A 1,707-nucleotide genomic window follows, 5' to 3' on the forward strand; every position below is an offset into this window, starting at 1 on the left:
TCGTGCCCTTAACTGGCTGTTTATCCAGATTAATTAGTGATCCAGATAGGCCCTGTGCAGTTTCTTCTCCAGCTTCATATAGGCCTGAACCCAGTCGCTATGCGGGTTGGCAGGATTCGCTCTGGCGGCAAAGACCGCGAGGTAATCAGCCTGGGTTGCGCTCTGCAGCAGGGGGGTAAATGTCATCAAGAAATGTCGGGCCAGATAGGGGTCAAGAGGCCAGATGTTGAGGATGGCGCGAGCCACAGGCTGAACCGCAGCTGAACAGATGAAGTGGCGGTGTCCCGCCTCCAGCCAGTCGGCCATCTCGCACATGCCCGATTCGGGCACCAGACCACCATCACCTTGAGTGGTTGCCAGAGCAATTGCCTGACCGTTTACCGTGATGAGCTGTTCATTGTTATGCAGGGTGCCGTCGTGGCTGCGCAAGGCCAGGTCCGGGCACGCCTGTTCAAGAAACAGGCTGCAGCTCTCCGGCAGGGCGGCCAGCAGTTCGCTGGCGTGGCTGGACATCAAGGCCGGAAGCCAGAATGCTTCGGCGCGATATTGTTCACCTTGCAGGCGCTGTTGTGCCAGTTCTTCTGTGCTGGATACGGGGTGCAGGCGAGAGATAATGCCGGGAAACGCCATACTTATTCCTCTTAATGGGTATCCGGCGGATTATACGAGTTATTGGGGGGGCCACAATAAAGGTTTCTTTTCGAGACTGTTTACCTGAGGCGGCTGAGCGATTACCATCCCCCCTTGAAGGCAAGGGTTGTCGCCGAAAGGCGCTCATAAGATAGAGGCTCGACCATAACGAGTCCGAACAAAACTGATACACTTGACTACGAGTCGTCGCGAAAAATAAAAGGCGGAGTAAATCCGCCAAACGGAGTATGGAACATTATGAATTCAAATATCGTCACTGTTGGCAAGAAGATCCGTCAGATCCGTGAAGCGGTCGGTTTGAGCCGTCCGAAGTTTGCAGATTTGCTGGGTGTTCCTCCCACCACGCTGAAAAACTACGAGCTGGGTTACCGTGAAGTTGGGGGCGCCTTCCTGGTTGCCCTGGCGCACCACCCGGATCTGCACAAGTTCACTCTCTGGCTGCTGGCAGACAAGAAAGTCGCCGAAATCGGCCAGATTGGCCCGGATGACCTCGCCAAGGCGTGATCATCGATGTGAATAGAAATGCCGCCTTCGGGCGGTATTTTTTTTGGGTCGCCGATCGATATTTTGATCTAACACGCTTTGAATTATCCATGCAGGCCAACGAGAATAAGCGGCCCCGAAAAGTGGGCCCCTGGTGGTATCTGGCCACCCGAACACTATTACATTCAGGATGATATGAGCAATCGGTATGGAGTATGGGTATGAGCAGTAATGAGTTGGATAAACGCTATGGCCTGATGACTGCCATTGCGATGGTGGTCGGCGTGGTGATCGGCTCCGGTGTCTTCTTCAAGGCCGATGATGTACTGCGTCTGACTGGCGGTAATCTGGCCATTGCGCTGCTGGCATGGGCGCTGGGGGCATTTTCGATGATCTTCGGCGCGCTGGTGTTTGCCGAGTTTGCCCAGCGGATCGAAAAGTCCAACGGTATCGTCGATTATGCCGAAGCGGCATACGGCAAAATGTTTGGTTATCTGGTGGGGTGGTTCAAAGGCGTACTCTATTACGCCCCTCTTTCCGCCATCCTTGCCTGGGTCGCCGCTCTGTACACCA

At 54.6% G+C, this 1,707-nt stretch carries 3 protein-coding genes; 2 read left to right on the forward strand and 1 reads right to left on the reverse strand.

The features are described 5' to 3' along the window. Window positions 1-33: 33 nt before the first annotated feature. A complete protein-coding gene (locus AACS18_RS20905) occupies window positions 34-630 on the reverse strand; it encodes a hypothetical protein (RefSeq protein WP_108613207.1) in 597 nt (198 codons plus the stop codon). 258 nt (window positions 631-888) lie between these two features. Here AACS18_RS20905 and AACS18_RS20910 point away from each other — a divergent pair, with 258 nt between their 5' ends. Further along, window positions 889-1,155 (forward strand): helix-turn-helix domain-containing protein, encoded by a 267-nt coding sequence (locus AACS18_RS20910; RefSeq protein ID WP_005338367.1) that lies wholly within the window; start codon window positions 889-891, stop codon window positions 1,153-1,155. 200 nt (window positions 1,156-1,355) lie between these two features. After that, on the forward strand, window positions 1,356-1,707 hold a 352-nt coding region (locus AACS18_RS20915; protein WP_146184809.1), incomplete at its 3' end, for an amino acid permease.

The sequence above is a fragment of the Aeromonas sp. HMWF015 genome (genome assembly GCF_963878965.1).
GTDB lineage: Bacteria > Pseudomonadota > Gammaproteobacteria > Enterobacterales > Aeromonadaceae > Aeromonas > Aeromonas veronii.